The sequence below is a fragment of the Streptomyces sp. SID486 genome, from assembly GCF_009865385.1.
Taxonomy (GTDB): Bacteria; Actinomycetota; Actinomycetes; order Streptomycetales; family Streptomycetaceae; genus Streptomyces.
In genome coordinates this window covers 1-1,090 of the sequence record NZ_WWJT01000650.1, presented here as the reverse complement: position 1 = coordinate 1,090, position 1,090 = coordinate 1, and the positions used below count along the sequence as shown (strand labels likewise).

The following is a 1,090-nucleotide window of genomic DNA, read 5'->3' as shown; positions in this document are numbered from 1 at the left end:
AGGCCCTCTGCGGAGGCCGTGGCCGGCCCGTCCGCGGCTGCCGTGGTCGGCCCGTCCGCGGCTGCCGTGGTCGGCCCGTCCGCGGCGGCTGTCGGCGGCCGGTCAGCCCGCGACATCGAATCCCTCCCCGGTGAGTGCGACGAACGCGTCCTCCAGGGAGGCACGTTCGACGGTGAGGCCCCGCACCCGGACGCCCGCGGCCACCAGGGCCGCGGTCACCTCGGCGAGGTCGCGGTCGGGCGGCTCGCCGGTGACCCGGTCGCCGTCGGCCGTCACGTCCGGCACGCCCAGTTCCTTCAGCACACGGGCCGCCTCGGGCGCGTCCGGGGTGGTCACCGCCAGCCGGCCGCGCGCCCCGGCCGCCAGGTCCGTCACCGGGCCCTGGACGACGAGCCGGCCCTGCGCCATCACCGCCGCGTGGGTGCACACCTGCTCGATCTCGTCGAGGAGGTGGGAGGAGAGGAAGACGGTCGTACCGTCCGCGGCCAGCTCCCTGATCAGGGTGCGGATCTCGCGCATGCCCTGCGGGTCCAGGCCGTTGGTGGGCTCGTCCAGGACGAGCAGGCGGCGCGGCTGGAGCAGCGCGGCTGCCAGGCCCAGGCGCTGCTTCATGCCCAGCGAGTACGCCTTGGCCTTCTTGCCCGCGGCCGCCGCGAGGCCGACCCGGTCCAGTGCCGCGGCGGCCCGGGCGCGCCGGGTGCGGGGATCGGCGGTGGGGTCGGCTGCGTCGTAGCGCAGCAGGTTGTCCCGGCCGGAGAGGAAGCCGTACAGGGCAGGGCCCTCGATGAGCGCACCGACCTGGGGAAGGACCGTACGGGCCGCCCGGGGCATGGGTCGGCCGAGCACCCGGACCGTGCCCGCGGTCGGCTCGATCAGGCCCATCAGCATGCGGATGGTGGTGGTCTTGCCGGATCCGTTCGGACCGAGGAAGCCGAAGACGCTGCCCGCCGGGACGGTCAGGTCGAGACCGTCCACGGCGAGCTGTCCGCCGCGGTAGCGCTTGGTGAGACCGCGCGTGGCGATGACACTCGCCCCCGCCGCCGGCTCGGCCTCGGGCACGGCGGCCCCCGCGCGCGCCGGCGGGCCGGGG

Annotated in this window: 1 protein-coding gene; it reads right to left on the bottom strand. The window is 76.5% G+C overall.

Annotated elements, in window-relative coordinates:
• Positions 1–102: 102 nt before the first annotated feature.
• Complete coding sequence (locus tag GT045_RS30360) at positions 103–1,059, bottom strand: ABC transporter ATP-binding protein (protein ID WP_161293466.1); 957 nt, start codon at positions 1,057–1,059, stop codon at positions 103–105.
• Positions 1,060–1,090 lie beyond the last annotated feature (31 nt).